We start from the raw sequence: 15,177 nt of genomic DNA, 5'->3' as shown, positions 1-15,177 counted from the left end.
GCGGACATCGGAACCGTCTCGCGCGCTCTTTGCTCTCGCATCCACCACAAGATCGCGCTCGATCCGGGATCAAGTGGCTATCGTCGCGCTCCGAAACCACTCGATCCCGGATCCGGCGTGATCTCGAATCGCGGATTAGACACTGTGTGTATAGCCTGTGTGTATAGCGGCCCGGACACCGTCGGACTCCGGTGGGCACGGGAGGGCCGCGAGAGACGGAGGCTGTTACGTGAGACGACAGACGCTGACCGGTACGGCGGCCGCCGCGCTGGCGACCGTGGTGGCGCTCGGCATCACCCCCGCCCAGGCCAACCCACGGACCGAGGCACCCGCCGCCGGCACGGGCATCGCGTGGGAGCCGTGTGCCGACGAGCCGGAGGCGGAGTGCGGCAGCGTGACCGTACCCGTCGACTGGTCCGCACCGGACGGCCCGACGATCGACGTCGCGCTGGCCCGTCGGACCGCCACGGACCCGGCCGCGCGGATCGGCACGATCCTCACCAACCCCGGCGGACCGGGTGCATCGGGGGTGCAGGACGCCATCCTCGGCGGCATCGGCGGCAGCTTCAGTGACGAGGTCCGCCGCCGCTTCGACGTGGTCGGCTTCGATCCTCGGGGTGTGGGCGGCAGCGACCCCATCCGGTGTCAGGTGCCGGAGGGCCCGGAGCCGAAACTGTTCCCCACCACCGCCGAGGAGTTCGACGGCCTGCGCGCCTGGACCCGCGCGTACGGCGAAAGCTGCCGGGAGCACAGCGGCCCGCACGTCGACTTCCTCGACAGCCGGACCGTCGCCCGTGACATGGACGCCATCCGGGCCGCGCTCGGCGAGAAGAAGCTGACCTTCTACGGCAACTCGTACGCCACCATGATGGGACAGCAGTACGCCACGCTGTTCCCGCAGCGGGTGCGGGCGATGGTGCTCGACAGCACGATGGACCACAGCGCGGCTACCACGTGGGACTTCCTGCGCAGCGAGACGAAGGCGACGCAGGACAGCTTCGACAGGTACGTCGAGTGGTGCCGCACCTCGACCGAGTGTGCGCTGCACGGCCAGGACGCCCGCACGGTCTTCCGGGAGCTGTACGCCAAGGCCGAACGCGGTGAGCTGGTCGACCCGGGCAGCTCGCGGACGATGAGCCCGACCGATCTGCTGGAGGACATCCAGTGGACGTTCCTCGGCCCGTACTGGACGCAGTTGTCGGAGCGGCTGGCGGGCCTGTCGGCGGGCGAGCCCGGCCCCACGACGGACGCCGCCCGCCCCACCACGGCGCGGACGGCGATCACAGAGCAGGAGCCGGAGCAAGAGCCGGGGCAGGAGCCGGTCGAGGATCCGAGCCTCGCCATCTTCTGCCAGGACTGGAGGTTGCCGGTGCGCGACGTCGACCAACTGCGGGCGTACCAGGAACGACTGGCCCGGGTGGCACCGGAGATGAAGCTCAACCTCCAGGCGTGGGGCTCGACGATGGCCTGCCTGGGCTGGCCGACCGAGGTCCGCAACCCGCAGGCGCCGCTGCGGTGGAAGGGCGTGCCGCCGGTGCTGGTGCTCAACAGCCGGTACGACCCGGTCACGCCGCACGAGTGGGCGCGGAACGTGGCGCGCCAGTCGGGTGCGACCCTGCTGACCTACGAGGGTGCGGGGCACGGCGTCTACTCGTTCGGCAGCGACTGCGTCGGCGACGCCACCACGCGGTACCTGATCCACGTCAAGACGCCCCCGCAGGGCACCCGGTGCCCGGCCGTGGCGCAGTGACCGGCGTCTTGACCTGAACTGACAGCCACGTCGTAGTGTTGCCGGCGTGGGGCTGGTGAACACGTCGCGTTCCTCGGACTCACCGTGGATCTCCTCGGTGTGGACCGGTCACAGCACCCAGGTCTCGCAGATGACGTCCGTCGCCAGCGAGACCTGGGGGCTCGTGTTCTGGGAGTCCAGGGGTACGCCGTTCGCCGCTGTCGTCGGCCCGGAGGACCGCACCGTCTCGGCACCCGTACCGCAGGAAGCCCGGTTCGTCGGCGTCCAGTTCGCCGTCGGCACCGTACTGCGGGCGGCACCCACGTCGACGCTGCTGAACTCGGGGATCGAACTGCCCGACACCACCTCCGGGCGGTTCTGGCTCGACGGCGGGCGCTGGCACACGCCGCGTGTCGACGACGACGCCGAGGCCCTGGTGGCGAGGCTCGTCCGCGCCGGCGTGCTGGTGCGCGACCCGCTGGTGCAGGCGACACTGGACGGCAGTCCGGTGGCCACCGCGAGCCGCACGGTGGAGCGCCGCTTTCGGGCCGCCACCGGCCTCACCCGGGGCACCGTCGCGCAGATCGGACGCGTCCGGGCCGCTGCGGAGCTGCTGTCGACGGGCGCGCAGGTCAGCACCGTCGTGGACCGGCTCGGCTACTACGACGAGCCGCATCTCGCGCGGGCGTTGCGACGGTACGTGGGGCGTACCGCCGGTCAACTCCGCAGCGGCGCCGGCGGCGCGATCGCGCTCCCGGCGCCAGTCGACGACGCCGCGCTCACGGCGCTAGCGGACGACGTCGTAGACGGCCTTGAGCACGCCGTTGCCGTAGGCAGCGGAGTCGCGCAGCGCTAGCCGCTGCTCCCGCTGCTCACGCCGGGGGAACACGCTCTTGCCGTCACCGAGCAACACCGGAAAGAGGGTCGGCGTGGGGGCGGGATGCTTGCGCTGGACGGGGCAAGATCCGCACAACTTCAGCAATATTGCTGTCTCCGAGCACGCCTGAGGCAGCAGTATCCGTGAAGTTGCGCGGATCATGATGAGCCGCAGGGGGTGTGCGGACACTGTGCACACCGAGCGGCACCGGCACCGACACAGGCACGGACGGGCATCTGGCGACGGGGATGGTCCCGGGCAGCCCACCGTCGACGGGTGGGCTGCCCGGGTCGGCGCCGTGGCGCCGGTCGCCCGGGGACGCGGGCGGGAATCAGCTGAGCCGGCGCAACGTGCTGCCGACGGCAATCAGCTCAGCTGGCAGGACGTGCCGTTGAGGCGGAAGTCGCCGGGACGGTCGTTGGTGCCGGAGTAGGTGGCCTGGAGGCCGAAGGTGGCCGTGCCGTTGGTCGGCAGGCTGCCGTTCCAGGACACGTTGCGCGCGGTGACGGTCCGGCCGGACTGGGTGACCTGGGCGTTCCAGGCGTTGGTGACCTGCTGGTTACCGGCGAACGTCCAGGTCAGCGTCCAACCGGTCAGGGCGGACCCACTGTTGGTGACGCGCACGTCGGCGGTGAAGCCGTTGCTCCACTGGTTGGCCGTCCAGCTCACCGCGCAGGCAGCCGGGCCGGTCGTCGGCGGGGGCGTCGTGGGAGGCGGCGTCGTGGGAGGGGGCGTGGTCGGCGGGGGCGTGGTGGGCGGCGGGGTGGTGCCGTCGCGGGGCGGGAAGCGCAGCACCCGGTCGTCGGTGGACGCCGGGGTGCCCCGGCCGTCACGGTTGCTGGTGGTGACCCAGAGCCAGCCGTCGGGGCCGTACTCGACGGTGCGCAGGCGTCCGTAGGTGCCCAGCAGTTCGGCGGTGGGGGTGCCGACGCCACCGGAGCCGTTCAGCGGCACGTTCCAGAGCCGGGTGCCGCGTAGGCCGGCCACGAAGAGGCGGTTCCCGGCGATGGTGACGCCGCTCGGGGACGCCTCGGCCGGCGTCCAGACGAGCAGGGGGTCGCGGAACCGGGGGTCGTTGGCGCGGCCCTCGACAGTGGGCCAGCCGTAGTTGCCGCCCGCGACGATCAGGTTGAGCTCGTCCCAGGTGTTCTGACCGAACTCGCTGGCATATAGTCGGCCTTGGGCGTCCCAGGCTAGACCCTGCACATGGCGGTGGCCGAGGCTGTAGACGGGTGAGCCGGCCGTCGGGTTGTCCGGCGGGACGGTGCCGTCGGGTCGGATGCGCAGGATCTTGCCGTTGCGGCTCTGCGGGTTCTGGGCCGTGGCGGTCTGTCCGGCGTCACCCACTCCGACATAGAGCATGCCGTCCGGTCCGAAGGCGATCCGGCCTCCGTTGTGGATCGACGCACGGGTCAGTCCGGTGAGGATCGGTTGCTGGTCCTGCACGGCGGTGAGCCGGAACCGGGAGATGCGGTTGTCGGTCGCGGTGGTGAAGTAGACGTAGATCCAGCCGTCCTGCGCGTAGGTCGGCGAGACGGCGAGACCGAGCAGGCCACCCTCGCTGGTCGCGGCCACTCCGGAGATCGTGACGACGGGTACGGGCTGCTGGCCGGGACGGACCCGGACCACCTGGCCGGTGGGACGTTGGGCGACCAGGGCGCTGCCGTCGGGCAGGAAATCCATGCCCCATGGCACCTGGAGCCCGGTGGCGACCGTTTCCGGGCGGGTGAAGTCGAAGTCGCCGACGGCGAGCAGCCCGGGGGCTGCGGCGGTGCCGGCGGACGGGCGTTCGACGGCGGGTACCGCGCCGGCGAGCCCACCGACACCGACGGCACCGGCGACCAGCCCGGCGGTGAGTACGGCCCCGACCCTGAGTCGGATTTTCATGCCACCTCCCGAAATAGAGATGTTAATCAATGTAACATGCGCGAATTCCTGACGCGCGGGATCGCGCCCCGAAGAAACGGCCACGGAGCAGGAAAAGGTGGGGAGAATTCATATTTCTGTCTCGGACTCGCATCGACTACGGTAGGAAACACAGGTGATCCAGACCGGGTCGCCAGACGACGGCGACGGCCGCCCGCACAGCAGCAACAGCCTCGACACGCTCGGTCACCGAGAACGCCGGCACGTGCTATTCTCCGGCGTCGATCTCCGCAGCGCGGACCCGGATCGGGTCGATTGTCGCAAAGGACGCCCTCCCCCGATGTCGGTCCACACCGCTTCGACCGCGCCACCCACTTCGGTGCAGCGCCCCGCCACCGGTGCGTTCACGCTGATCTTCACCCGGTTACCGGCATTGCTGCGACTGTCCTGCGGCCTTTTCGTCGCGGTGGTGGCGCTCGCCGTCCGTACCCCTCCGGTCCGGGTCGAGTTGTTGATCCCGGCCGTGACGGTGTTGACCGCCTGGGCCGTCTGGTATTCGCTGCGTGCCTTCCGGCACGGCATCGGTGCGGCCATGGTCACCGGGGACGTGGCCCTGACCACCGTCGCGTGCCTGGCGATGCCGGTCCTGGTCGCCCCGGAGGTGCTGCCCGGCGAGGCGAGCTGGATCGCGGTGCTGGCCAGCACCACGGTCATCAACGCCCAGGCGACCGCTCCGGCGCGCTGGTCGATCACCGCCGGTCTACTGGTCACCGCGAGCTACGCCGTCGGCGCGTACGCGGCCGCGGACCCCGTCGAGGCCGGCGCCCACTCGGTGACGCTGCTGGCACAGATCGCCTGCACCGCCATGATGACCGCGGTGATGCGTCGCCGGATGCTCCGCGCCGACGCCGAGTTCGTGACGAGCCAGAAGGCCACCCGGGAGGCGCTGCTCGCACGCACCTCGCGGGAGTCGGAACGGCAGCAGAACCGCGACCTGCACGACACCGTCCTGGCGACGCTGACCATGGTCGGACAGGGTGCCGTACCCGGCCCGTCGCCGGCCCTGCGCGACCGGTGCGCCACCGATCTGCGTACCCTCGCCGCCCTGGCGGACGCCCGGTCGGTGCCGGCGGGCGGCACGGCCCGGGTGGACGAACGGCTGCGGGCGGTGTTCGCCCGGCTGCCCGGACTGCCGGTCAACGCCGACCTGCCGCCGTGCCCGGCACCGGCGCCGGTCGCCGAGGCGCTCGCGGAGAGCACCCACGCGGCGCTGACCAACGTGCTCCGGCACGCGCCCGGCGCCGCCACCACCGTGCGGCTGCGGCGCATCACCGGCACCGTCGCGGTCGAGGTGGTCGACGACGGTCCCGGTTTCGACCCCAGCACCGTCCCGGCGCACCGGTACGGCCTGCGCGAGTCGATCCACGGCCGGATGGCCACGATCGGCGGGCGGGCCGAGGTGGACTCCGCCCCCGGTCACGGCACCCGGATCCGGTTGGAGTGGTCGGATGTCGGCTGAGGCGGGGACGGCACCCGGGGCGGTGGTGCGGCCCGCGGCGCGTACCCCCGGGACGGTCGACGGTGCCGACGCCGGCCGGGCGGCGGCTGCGGTGGCGCGGATCTCCGACCGGGGTGCCCGGGTCGTCGCGGTGACCATCGCGCTGGTCTGGCACCTGGCGATCGGGCTGCCGGCGGTGCTGTCCGCCTGGTCCGAGCTGGCGGTGCCGCAGGTGGTGCTCGGCGGCTGGCTGCTGGTGACGGCGGCCGGGGTGACCGCCGGCGTACGCCTGCTGCACGACCGCCCGCTGCCGGCGGCGCCGATGGCCGGGCTGCTGCTGGCGGTCGACGTGGTGGTCTTCGCGGCGGTCGGCAGGGCGCACCTGTTCAGTCCCGCCAACTGGGTCTGGGGCACGCTCGCCTGGTTCTTCCTGGTGGTGCTCTGGGGGCAGCGGGTGCGCTGGCTGCTTGCCCTGCTGGTGGCGCACGCGGCGATCGCGATGTCCGCCGTCGCGTTGTACGGCGCGACCGGCGCGGCGGACCTGGCCCGTTCCACGATGGCGTTGTACGGCACCTCCTCGCTGCCGGCGGCGGTCTTCGTCGGCGCGGTGGCCCTGTCGCTGCTCTCTCGCGAGCGGGCCGCCACCGTCGCGACCACGAACGCGATGGTGGCCGAACGGGAGGCCGCCGAGCACGCCCGACGGGAGCGGCGGGAGCGGCTGGCGCTGGCCAGCGCGGCGGCCAGCGAGGTGTTGACCGAGCTGGCGCAGGGCCGGGCCGATCCGGCCGACCCGGAGGTGCAGCGCCGCTGCGTACGCGCGGCCGGACAGTTGCGTCGGTTGATCGCTGAGTCCGACGACGTGCCGCATCCGCTCCTGCACGAGCTTCGTGCCGCAGCCGACCTGGCGGAGCGCAACGGTCTGCCCATCGACCTGGTCACAATTGGTGCACCGCCACCGTTGCCGGTGCAGGTCCGCCGGAGCCTGACCGATCCGCTCATCGCCGTCCTCGCCGAGGCACGGGAGTGGGCCCGGATGACAGTCGTCGCCGGCCCCGACGAGGTGGTGGTCAGCCTGGTCACACCGGACCGGGGCGGCCCGGAGGCCACCGGGCCGCCGCCGGAGGACGGTGACGCGCAGGTCGAACAGGTACACGAACGGGACGGGGAGATCAGATGGACGCAGACGCGGTGGCGCCGTTGACGCCACACCGCCCCGTCGGAGTGGCCATTGTGGACGATCATCCGGTGGTCATCGACGGGGTACGCGCCTGGCTGGCCACCGAGCCGCGACTGACCGTACTCGCCACCGGCGACGACCCCGACGAGGTGCTGCGAGCCGCGCCCGAGGCCGACGTGGTGCTGCTGGACCTGCGCCTGCACGGCCGGCTGGTGCTGGACAAGCTCGCCGAGCTCTGCGCCTCGGGCCGGCGGTTGGTGGTCTACTCCGAACACTCCGATCCGCGCACCATGCTCGCCGCGCTCGATGCCGGGGCGGTGGCCTTCCTCGCCAAGCACGAGGGGCGGGAGCACTGCGTGGCGACGGTGCTGGACGCGGCGAGCGACCGTCCGTACGTCGCCCCGTCGTTGGCGGGCGCGATGGTCGGTGACCCCCGACCGGACCGGCCGGTCCTCTCCGACAAGGAGCGCGAGGCGCTGCTGCTCTGGTTCCAGTCGATGTCCAAGGCGTCGGTGGCCCGCCGGATGCGGATCAGCGAACACACCGTCAAGCAGTACGTCGACCGGGCGCGGATCAAGTACACCCGGGCCGGACGGCCAGCGGCCACCAAGGCGGCACTGCTCGCCCGGGCGATCGAGGACGGACTAGTCCGACCAGAGGAAATAGGCATCTATCGGTCGCACGCGTCGACCGATTGGCCGACCCCCTAACGGGCGTCATGACAGGGAGTGTCGGATTGGGCGAGGCTCGTGATCAGATGCCCCCGCCAGCACCGGAGGTTCCGTCCCGATGCACGATGATGCGTCCCCGTTCTTCATCGCCCCGCATCGCTTCGACGCGGTGCACGACGACGCCGGCCCGGTCCTGGACCGCCGGCACGAGCTGGTGCCGGAGGCCGGCGAGCAGGTGCTCGGCCGCCACCGACTGAACGTGGCGGGCTACCTGCTCGGCCCCACGGACGCCTCCCGGTCGTGGACGCTGCCCGCCCCGGTCACCCTCACCGTGACCGATTTCCGCATGGTCTACGTCGGGACGCGTTCGCACCTCGCCCTGGTCGGTTCCCGTTCCGGCCCGGGCGGCCGGACCCCGGGCCTGGTCAGCGGGCAGATCCGCTGGCAGTGGCCGTCCCGGCTGGAGTGGCTGCCGGGCACCGGCGACGACGAGATGCGGTTGCTGGTGGTCTGCGACGCGTTGCGGACCATCCGACAGCCGGCGCTCGGCCTGACCGGGCAGCGTGCCGAGGTGAGTGAGCTGGCCCGGCAGATCCGCCGCGCGGTGGCCGTTTTTCGGCTCACCCGGCCGGAGCTGGTGGACCTGTCGCCGCCGGAGCGGGACGCGCTGGCCCGGGTCGCCCGCAGTACGCCACTGGCCGGTCCGGCGCGGGTGGTGCTGCCCGGCTCTCTGCCCGTCGAGTTCCACTCCCGGGACGACTACTACCGGCCCCGGCACTCCGATCCGATGCCGTACGACGCGGCCTCCGGGCTACGGTGATCCGCCCGCCGACCTGAACCCGCACAGCCCTGATCCGCGCCGGTCCGATCGGCACGGTCTGTCGTGCGCCGGGCGGGTCAGGGGTTTCGGGCACCCCGTCCGGCGTCGATGGCGTCGGCCTGCTCCGGGGTCGGCGCGGTGCCGCCGAGGTGGGCCGGCAGCCACCAGCGGTCCTCCGGCCCGGCGGGCTGGTCCGGGTACTCCCGTTGGACCCGGTCCACCATCGCGCCGAGCCGGGCGGCCAGGTCGGCGGTCATCGCGGCGGTGTCCGGGTACGCGCCGGGCAGCATCGGCTCGCCGACCAGGATGGTGATCGGGGTGTGCCGCCGGCTCAGCGTGCGCGGTCGGCCCTTGGTCCAGAGGCGCTGGCCGCCCCAGAGCGCCACCGGCAGCACCGGCACGTCGGCGTCGCGGGCCATCCGGGCGGTCCCGCTCTTGAGAGTCCGCAGGGTCAGGGACCGGCTGACGGTGGCCTCCGGGAACACGCCGACCGCCTCGCCGGCCCGCAACGCGCGCACAGCGGCGGCGTACGACTCGGCACCCGCCTGCCGATCCACCGGGATGTGCCGCATCCCGCGCATCAGCGGGCCGGACACCCGATGCCGGAACACCGCGTCCTTCGCCATGAACCGGACCAGTCGCCGGGAATCCAGCGCCCCCAACCCGCAGAAGATGAAGTCCAGGTAGCTGACGTGGTTGCTGGCCAGCACCACACCACCGGTGCGGGGCACGTGGTGCGCCCCCTCCACGGCCAGCTTCAGGTCGAGTACGCGGAACATCGTCTTACAGGCGGCGATCACGGGCGGATACACGAGTTCCGGCATCCGGTAACTTTACCCCTAGTAGGTTACGCGCTGGTAGGACGCCCGTCCGGGCTGCTCAGCCACCATGACCGCGCCCTCAGTCGGCGAGTTTGTGCAGTTCGAGCCGACCACGGGCGAAGGCGTCCACCCGCCCCCATCGGCCCGGGATGTCCAACACCTCGATCCGACCCATGCCCACCGGCAACCGTGGCTCGACCGCCAGGTGACCCTCGTGCGGCTCCAGGCCCAGCATGGTGCGCAGCAGCAACAGTGGGGCCCCCGTCGACCATGCCTGCGGGCTGCACGCCGTCGGGTACTCCACCGGGAACTTCGTCTGCTCACGCTGGTAGCCGCCGAACGCCTCGGGCAGCCGCCCGTCGAAGTAGCGGGCGGCGTCCAGGATGCCGTTGGCGATGACGGCCGCCTCCTCGGCGAAGCCGTACCGGCGCAGGCCCCAGGCACAGAACGAGGTGTCGAACGGCCAGACCGTGCCGTTGTGGTAGCCGATCGGGTTGTACCGCACCTCGCCCTCGGCCAGCGTGCGTACCCCCCAGCCGGAGAAGAGTCGCGGCCCGACCAGGTGGTGCGCGATCTGCGCGGCCCGGTCCTCGTCGACGATCCCGCTCCAGAGCAGGTGACCGATGTTCGAGGTGAGCACGTCGCACTGTCGTCCCTCCGGGTCCAGCGCCAACGCGTAGTAGCCGCCGTCGGAGACCCACCAGTCCCGGTTGAACCGCTCCTTGAGCGCCGCCGCCTCCCGCTCCAACTGGTCGGCGAACCCCGGGTCGTCCCAGAACTCGCGGGCCAGCCGGGCGCCGCGCATCTTCGCGTCGTACGCGTACCCCTGCACCTCACACGTGGCCCGGGGAAACGGCGGCAGGCTGCCGTCGGCGTACGAGATGGAGTCCCAGGAGTCCTTCCAGCACTGGTTCTCCAGGCCGGTGTCGGTGTTGCGGCGTTCGTACCAGATGTAGCCGGTGCCGACGAGGTCCGCGTAATCGTCCATCCACCGGAACGCCCGACGGCACTCCTGCTCCAACTCCTTGACCAGCGCCGCGTCTCCGCTCCACCGCTCGTACTCGTCGAGCAGCACCACGAACAGCGGGGTGGCGTCCACCGAGCCGTAGTACGGCGAGTGCGGCTGCTCCTCGAACGCGGCACTCTCGCCGTAGCGCATCTCGTGCAGGATCCGACCCGGGTCCTCCTCCCGGAAGTCGTCGCACCGGGTGCCCTGGAGTGCGCCGAGGATCCGCAGCGTGGTGGCGCTCAGCTCGGGCGTGAACGGCAGGGTCTGCAGGCAGGTCAGGATGCTGTCCCGGCCGAACATGGTCATGAACCAGGGCAGGCCGGCCGCCGGCAGCGTCTGTCCGCCGAGCGAGAGCGGCGCGAACCGCAGCGCGGCCAGATCCACGATGCACCGCCGGTACGTCGCCGCGACCTGGTCGTGCTCGCTGTTCACCTTCGGCGCCTTGGCGATCCACTCCTCCAGGTCGTGCTGGAGGGCGAGCCGCTCGGTGCCGTGCACCCGCAACCCGATCCGCAGGTCCCGGTGGTCCGGGCCGAGCGCCAGCGTCTGCACGTCGATGGTGGTGTGCCACTGCTCGTTCGGTTCCAGGTGGATCGTGTACGAGAAGCCGTTGCGGTCGTACCGGGTCGGCTCGGAGGAGGAGATGACGGTCTCCCGCCGGAAGTTGCCGCGCCGGTAGCCGATGCGCAGCTTGTCCGAGTCCACCTCGGCGTACGTCTCGCCCTTCTTGTTCAGGATCTCGTCCTTGACCTCGAACAGGTCGGCGAAGTCGCACGCCGCGTCCATCCGCACCTGGAGGTCGACGGCCTTCTCGTCGTGGTTGAGGATGGTGATGTTCTCCCGGAAGCTGCCCCCGACGGCCCGCTCGCGGATGATCGACAGTTTCGCGTCCACGTAGTGCGTGGCCAGGCCGGGCACCAGGAAGAAGCGCGACTCGAAGTACTGGAGATCGTCGTAGGAGAGCGCGTTCAGCCGCTCACCGTTGACGGTGAGCACCCACTTCGACAGGTAGCGGGTGTCGAAGGAGAACAACCCGGTCGGCTCGGTCGGTGTCGCCTCGATGTCGCCGGTGGCCTCGCAGACCACGAAGGTGCTGCCGTCGAGGATCCGTACGGTGTGACTGGGAGCCATCAGCGGACCCCCTTGCGGTACCGACGCGGCCCCTCGGCCTGCGGCGGCCCGGGAAAGAGCCGGTCCACCTGGACGACCAGGCGCGCGTCGCCGGAGACCGTGACGTCCCCGCGCAGCAGCGCCGCCAGCCCATTCTCCCGACCGGTCACCAGATCCTCGAACAGCTCCGGGCTGGTCCCGACCACGGTGTCGGCCGCCAGGTCCTCCCGGGAGACCGTCAGGTTCCCCCGGTCGATGCGCAGCAGCCAGTGGCTGGTCCGGGGCCCCTCGTGCAGATCGAAGCGCAGGGCGCCCGACGACTTCGCCAGCAGGGGCTCGTACCCCCGGTGGTCGAGGTCCTCGAAGAACCGTGTGGTCGCGTCCGACATCACCGCACTCCTCCCGGTCGCTGTGCTCTCCGGAAGGCGGGTCCCCATGCGCGACGGGGTCAACCTCGCCCGGATCGGGTGAGCTGAGCGGGATCCTCACCGCGACCGACGGGCGGCGCGGCGCTGCCGGCACGCCTGCGGCGGGAAGCGTCGACGCCGGCCCCCGAGGCGGGGACCGGCGTCGCACGGGCGGGGAGGCGTCAGTTGTTGGGATCGTCGGCGCTGATGTCGGCCAGCACCGACTGGGGCTCCCGCTCCACGGCCAGGTCACCCATGGAGACCAGACCGATCAGCCGGCCGTCCTCGACCACCGGCAGCCGGCGTACGGCATACGTCCGCATCAGGTCGGCGGCGGCCACGGCGTCGTCGTACTGACTGACCGTGATCACGTCCTTCGAGGTGATCTGGTCGAGCTGAGCGGTGTTCGGGTCCATGTCCTCCGCGACGCCCCGGACCGTGATGTCCCGGTCCGTGATGATGCCGACCACGTTGTCGCCGTCGCACACCACCACGTCGCCGATGGCGGAATCCCGCATCTCCTGCGCGGCGGCGGCGAGCGTGGCGCTGCCGTCCATGGTCACCACCCGGGTCGTCATGAAGTCTCCGACCGTTGTCATGGCGCCTCCCTCTCGGTGTGGGCAACCCGGTGTCTACCCCACGACCGCAGGCAGTAACGCTCAGTGCTCGGCGGCGACCAGCTCGGCGAGCTGCACGGCATTGAGCGCGGCACCCTTGCGCAGGTTGTCGTTCGCGCAGAACAGGGCCAACCCGTGCGGGACCGTCTCGTCGGCGCGGATCCGGCCCACGAACGTCGGATCCTGCCCGGCCGCCTGCAACGGGGTCGGCACGTCGGAGAGCGCCACGCCCGGCGCGTCGGCGAGCAGCTCGTGGGCCCGCTGCGGGCTGATCGGCCGGGCGAACCGCGCGTTGATCTGGAGCGAGTGCCCGGTGAACACCGGCACCCGGACGCAGGTGCCGGAGACCTTCAGCTCGGGGATCTCCAGGATCTTGCGGCTCTCGTTGCGCAGCTTCTGCTCCTCGTCGGTCTCGGCGGAGCCGTCGTCGACGATCGAGCCGGCCAGCGGCAGCACGTTGAACGCGATCGGCCGGGCGAACGAGCGCGGGGCCGGGAACTCCACCGCCGCACCGTCGAAGGTCAGACCGGACGCGGTCTCCACCACCTTGCGGACCTGCTCGTCCAGCTCGGCCACGCCGGACAGCCCGGCACCGGACACCGCCTGGTACGTCGAGACGACCAGGCCGACCAGCTCCGCCTCGGCGTGCAGCGGACGCAGCACCGGCATCGCGGCCATCGTGGTGCAGTTCGGGTTGGCGATGATGCCCTTGGGGCGGACGGTGGCGGCGTGCGGGTTGACCTCGGCCACCACCAGCGGCACCTCCGGGTCCATCCGGAACGCCGACGAGTTGTCGATGACCACGGCCCCGGCGGCGGCGACCCGGGGCGCCAGCTCCTTGGCGGTGCCCTTGCCCGCCGAGAAGAGGACGATGTCCAGCCCCGAGTAGTCGGCGGTGGTCGCGTCCTCGACCGTGACCTCCTCGCCGCGCCACGGCAGCGTCCGCCCCGCCGACCGCGCCGAGGCGAACAACCGCACCTGCTCCGCCGGGAACTCCCGATCCGCCAACACCTGCCGCATGACGCCACCGACCTGGCCGGTGGCCCCCACAATGCCGATCCTCATGCCCGCGAGGCTACCCAGCGGGCCGGTGGCGATGGGAACGCTTTCCCACCGCCCGGACCGTCCGATCGCCTGATCAACGCGTGGCGTCGATCACCTCGCCCAGATCCGCCGCCACGAGTTCGTCCCTGATCACCGCCGCGTCGCCCTCGACGACGAGGGTCAGCGACTCCGGGAACAGGTGGGCGGCGGCCGCCGCCGAGACCTCCGCCACGTCGGCGGCGAGCAACGACTCGCGCAACCGGGCGTGGTAGTCGTCCGGCAGGTCGTGCACCACGAGCGTGGTGAGCGCACCGGCGATCGCACGGGGACTCTGCAACTCGACCGAGAGCTGCCCGGCCCGCCAGGACCGGGCCACCGCCAGCTCCTCCTCGGTCACCCCACCGGCCTGGGTACGCGCGATCTCCCCGACCGCGTCCACCAGCGCCGGCGCGGTGACGGCGGTCTGCACGCCGGAACTGACCCCGAACCGGCCGAACCGGCGCGACGAGGCGAAGTCACCCCGGATGCCGTACGTGTAGCCGCGTACCTCACGGATCAGGTGGTTCAGCCGGGACGTGAAGGCACCACCGAGCACCGTGCCGGCCAGCGCGATCGGCACGTGGTCCGGGTGGGCCCGGTGCGGCGCCGGATGCCCGAGCCGCAGCGTGGACTGCACCGAACCGGGCCTGTCGACCAGGATCACCCGGCGGCCGGAGCGCAGCGGCACCTCGATCGGCGTGCCCCGGTCCACCGGTCCACCACCGGTGCCGGCGAACGCCGTCGCGGCCAGCGCGTCCAGGTCGAGCCGGTCCAGGTCACCGGCGACGACCAGCGTCCCCGGGCGGATGAACCACTCCGAGTGGAAGACCGTGACGTCCTCGACGTCCAGCCCGGCCACCGAATCCGGGTCGCCGTACATCGGGCGACCCCACCGGGTGTCGCCACCGAACAGGTCGGCGCGCAACGCCGCGTCGGCCCGTGGACCCGGATTCGCCCAGTCCATCCGCAACGCGGTCGCCTCGTCGTCCCGGACCCGGCGTACGTCGTCCGGGTCCAGCCTCGGCGTCCGCACCGCCTCGGCGAGCAACTCCACGGCGGCGCCCAGTCGGTCCACCGGCACCTGCACACTGGCCTGGAAGGTGTCCCAGTCCAGCCCGGTCACCAACTCGGTGCCGAGCGCCTCGATGGCCAACGCGTACGCGGTGGCGTCCCGCTGGCTGGTGCCCTCCTCCAGGGCCTTGGCCAGGACGCCGCCCAGCCCCTCCTTGCCCACCGGCTCCCGGCCCGCGCCCGCGTCGAGCAGCAGCAACGCGACGGCCAGGTTCTGTCCCGGCAGGTGTGCGGCGACGACCTGACCGCCCGCCACGCTCCGACGCACCACCTGCGGGAACCGGTACGGACGGGCCGCACCCGGTCCCGGACGATCGGCAATCAACGTCACTGGGCTTTCCTTTCGTTCGCGACTGCGGGGCTCGCGTACACCAGGCCACGGCCACCAACCGGTCCGCGCCGCTCACTCCTCGCGCTCACC

General features: G+C 71.8%; 13 protein-coding genes. 6 read left to right on the top strand and 7 right to left on the bottom strand.

All coding sequences use genetic code 11. The features are described from left to right. The first annotated feature begins 229 nt into the window (after positions 1 to 229). Complete coding sequence (locus tag ACFYTT_RS21325; RefSeq protein ID WP_387261373.1) at positions 230 to 1,750, top strand: alpha/beta hydrolase; 1,521 nt, start codon at positions 230 to 232, stop codon at positions 1,748 to 1,750. Positions 1,751 to 1,796: 46 nt separating this feature from the next. After that, the gene (locus ACFYTT_RS21320; RefSeq protein ID WP_387261370.1) at positions 1,797 to 2,585 is read left to right on the top strand and encodes a helix-turn-helix domain-containing protein; all 789 of its coding nucleotides are present in this window, start codon (positions 1,797 to 1,799) and stop codon (positions 2,583 to 2,585) included. A 387-nt stretch (positions 2,586 to 2,972) separates the two neighbouring features. Here ACFYTT_RS21320 and ACFYTT_RS21315 read toward each other — a convergent pair whose 3' ends face one another. Then, complete coding sequence (locus ACFYTT_RS21315) at positions 2,973 to 4,493, bottom strand: PQQ-dependent sugar dehydrogenase (protein ID WP_387261367.1); 1,521 nt, start codon at positions 4,491 to 4,493, stop codon at positions 2,973 to 2,975. 319 nt (positions 4,494 to 4,812) lie between these two features. Here ACFYTT_RS21315 and ACFYTT_RS21310 point away from each other — a divergent pair, with 319 nt between their 5' ends. The 4 genes from ACFYTT_RS21310 to ACFYTT_RS21295 all read left to right on the top strand — a co-directional run bounded on the left by ACFYTT_RS21310 (position 4,813) and on the right by ACFYTT_RS21295 (position 8,638). Then, complete coding sequence (locus ACFYTT_RS21310) at positions 4,813 to 5,991, top strand: sensor histidine kinase (protein WP_387261364.1); 1,179 nt, start codon at positions 4,813 to 4,815, stop codon at positions 5,989 to 5,991. After that, positions 5,981 to 7,171 (top strand): hypothetical protein, encoded by a 1,191-nt coding sequence (locus tag ACFYTT_RS21305; protein ID WP_387261361.1) that lies wholly within the window; start codon positions 5,981 to 5,983, stop codon positions 7,169 to 7,171. Before ACFYTT_RS21310 ends, ACFYTT_RS21305 begins: the two co-directional genes overlap by 11 nt. Beyond that, positions 7,144 to 7,857: a response regulator gene (locus ACFYTT_RS21300; protein ID WP_387261358.1), complete on the top strand. Its 714-nt coding sequence runs from the start codon at positions 7,144 to 7,146 to the stop codon at positions 7,855 to 7,857. The genes ACFYTT_RS21305 and ACFYTT_RS21300 overlap by 28 nt, the downstream gene beginning before the upstream one ends. Positions 7,858 to 7,936: 79 nt before the next feature. Continuing rightward, positions 7,937 to 8,638 carry a hypothetical protein gene (locus ACFYTT_RS21295; protein ID WP_387261355.1) on the top strand — a complete coding sequence of 234 codons (702 nt, stop codon included), beginning with the start codon at positions 7,937 to 7,939 and terminating at the stop codon, positions 8,636 to 8,638. 77 nt (positions 8,639 to 8,715) lie between these two features. Here the strand turns inward: ACFYTT_RS21295 and ACFYTT_RS21290 are convergent, their stop codons facing one another. The 6 genes from ACFYTT_RS21290 to ACFYTT_RS21265 all read right to left on the bottom strand — a co-directional run bounded on the left by ACFYTT_RS21290 (position 8,716) and on the right by ACFYTT_RS21265 (position 15,087). Then, positions 8,716 to 9,462 carry a 1-acyl-sn-glycerol-3-phosphate acyltransferase gene (locus tag ACFYTT_RS21290; protein ID WP_131051741.1) on the bottom strand — a complete coding sequence of 249 codons (747 nt, stop codon included), beginning with the start codon at positions 9,460 to 9,462 and terminating at the stop codon, positions 8,716 to 8,718. Positions 9,463 to 9,538: 76 nt separating this feature from the next. Then, a complete protein-coding gene (locus ACFYTT_RS21285) occupies positions 9,539 to 11,599 on the bottom strand; it encodes a glycogen debranching N-terminal domain-containing protein (RefSeq protein ID WP_131051740.1) in 2,061 nt (686 codons plus the stop codon). Beyond that, positions 11,599 to 11,967 carry an SCP2 sterol-binding domain-containing protein gene (locus ACFYTT_RS21280; protein WP_131051739.1) on the bottom strand — a complete coding sequence of 123 codons (369 nt, stop codon included), beginning with the start codon at positions 11,965 to 11,967 and terminating at the stop codon, positions 11,599 to 11,601. Before ACFYTT_RS21280 ends, ACFYTT_RS21285 begins: the two co-directional genes overlap by 1 nt. Before the next feature lie 200 nt (positions 11,968 to 12,167). Continuing rightward, a complete protein-coding gene (locus tag ACFYTT_RS21275) occupies positions 12,168 to 12,584 on the bottom strand; it encodes a CBS domain-containing protein (RefSeq protein ID WP_131051738.1) in 417 nt (138 codons plus the stop codon). A 60-nt stretch (positions 12,585 to 12,644) separates the two neighbouring features. Next, entirely contained in the window at positions 12,645 to 13,667 is a 1,023-nt protein-coding gene (locus ACFYTT_RS21270) for an aspartate-semialdehyde dehydrogenase (protein ID WP_176095065.1), read from the bottom strand. A 73-nt stretch (positions 13,668 to 13,740) separates the two neighbouring features. Then, on the bottom strand, positions 13,741 to 15,087 hold the full coding sequence (locus ACFYTT_RS21265) for a pitrilysin family protein (RefSeq protein ID WP_176095066.1): 1,347 nt from the start codon (positions 15,085 to 15,087) through the stop codon (positions 13,741 to 13,743). Positions 15,088 to 15,177 lie beyond the last annotated feature (90 nt).

Source organism: Micromonospora sp. NPDC003816 (assembly GCF_042874705.1).
Taxonomy (GTDB): Bacteria; Actinomycetota; Actinomycetes; order Mycobacteriales; family Micromonosporaceae; genus Micromonospora.
This window is presented reverse-complemented; position numbering and strand designations above follow the sequence as displayed.

Excerpts from the sequence above, each read along its gene's own strand:
- ACFYTT_RS21315 (WP_387261367.1), bottom strand. The coding sequence starts at position 4,493 with ATGAAAATCCGACTCAGGGTCGGGGCCGTACTCACCGCCGGGCTGGTC.
- ACFYTT_RS21310 (WP_387261364.1), top strand. The coding sequence starts at position 4,813 with ATGTCGGTCCACACCGCTTCGACCGCGCCACCCACTTCGGTGCAGCGC.
- ACFYTT_RS21305 (WP_387261361.1), top strand. The coding sequence starts at position 5,981 with ATGTCGGCTGAGGCGGGGACGGCACCCGGGGCGGTGGTGCGGCCCGCG.
- ACFYTT_RS21300 (WP_387261358.1), top strand. The coding sequence starts at position 7,144 with ATGGACGCAGACGCGGTGGCGCCGTTGACGCCACACCGCCCCGTCGGA.
- ACFYTT_RS21295 (WP_387261355.1), top strand. The coding sequence starts at position 7,937 with ATGCACGATGATGCGTCCCCGTTCTTCATCGCCCCGCATCGCTTCGAC.
- ACFYTT_RS21290 (WP_131051741.1), bottom strand. The coding sequence starts at position 9,462 with ATGCCGGAACTCGTGTATCCGCCCGTGATCGCCGCCTGTAAGACGATG.
- ACFYTT_RS21285 (WP_131051740.1), bottom strand. The coding sequence starts at position 11,599 with ATGGCTCCCAGTCACACCGTACGGATCCTCGACGGCAGCACCTTCGTG.
- ACFYTT_RS21280 (WP_131051739.1), bottom strand. The coding sequence starts at position 11,967 with ATGTCGGACGCGACCACACGGTTCTTCGAGGACCTCGACCACCGGGGG.
- ACFYTT_RS21275 (WP_131051738.1), bottom strand. The coding sequence starts at position 12,584 with ATGACAACGGTCGGAGACTTCATGACGACCCGGGTGGTGACCATGGAC.
- ACFYTT_RS21270 (WP_176095065.1), bottom strand. The coding sequence starts at position 13,667 with ATGAGGATCGGCATTGTGGGGGCCACCGGCCAGGTCGGTGGCGTCATG.